Raw genomic sequence first — 360 nt, forward strand, 5'->3', positions numbered from 1 at the left:
GTGCTGGATACGTTTCCGCTGACCGCCAACGGCAAGCTGGATCGTCGTGCGCTCCCTGCGCCCGACGCCGAAGCCTACGCCAGTCGCGAATACGCAGCGCCTCAGGGCGAAGTCGAACAGACATTGGCGCAGCTTTGGGCCGAGGTGCTCAAGGTCGATCGGGTCGGCCGCCACGATCACTTCTTCGAACTGGGCGGCCATTCGCTGCTGGCGGTGAAGCTGATCGAGCGCATGCGTCAGGCGGGTGTGAGCGCCGACGTGCGGGTGCTGTTCAGCCAGCCAACCCTGGCCGCGCTGGCGGCGGCGGTCGGCAGCGGCAAGGAAGTGAACGTTCCGGCGAACCTGATTCCATCGAGTTGC

Annotated in this window: 1 protein-coding gene; it reads left to right on the forward strand. The window is 66.1% G+C overall.

Going from position 1 to position 360, the window contains the following annotated elements:
• The coding region (locus MMG91_RS28860) for a phosphopantetheine-binding protein (protein WP_310661461.1) at positions 1-360 on the forward strand (360 nt) is incomplete at both ends.

This window comes from Pseudomonas sp. JL3, assembly GCF_031570575.1.
GTDB classification, from domain to species: Bacteria; Pseudomonadota; Gammaproteobacteria; order Pseudomonadales; family Pseudomonadaceae; genus Aquipseudomonas; species Aquipseudomonas cucumis.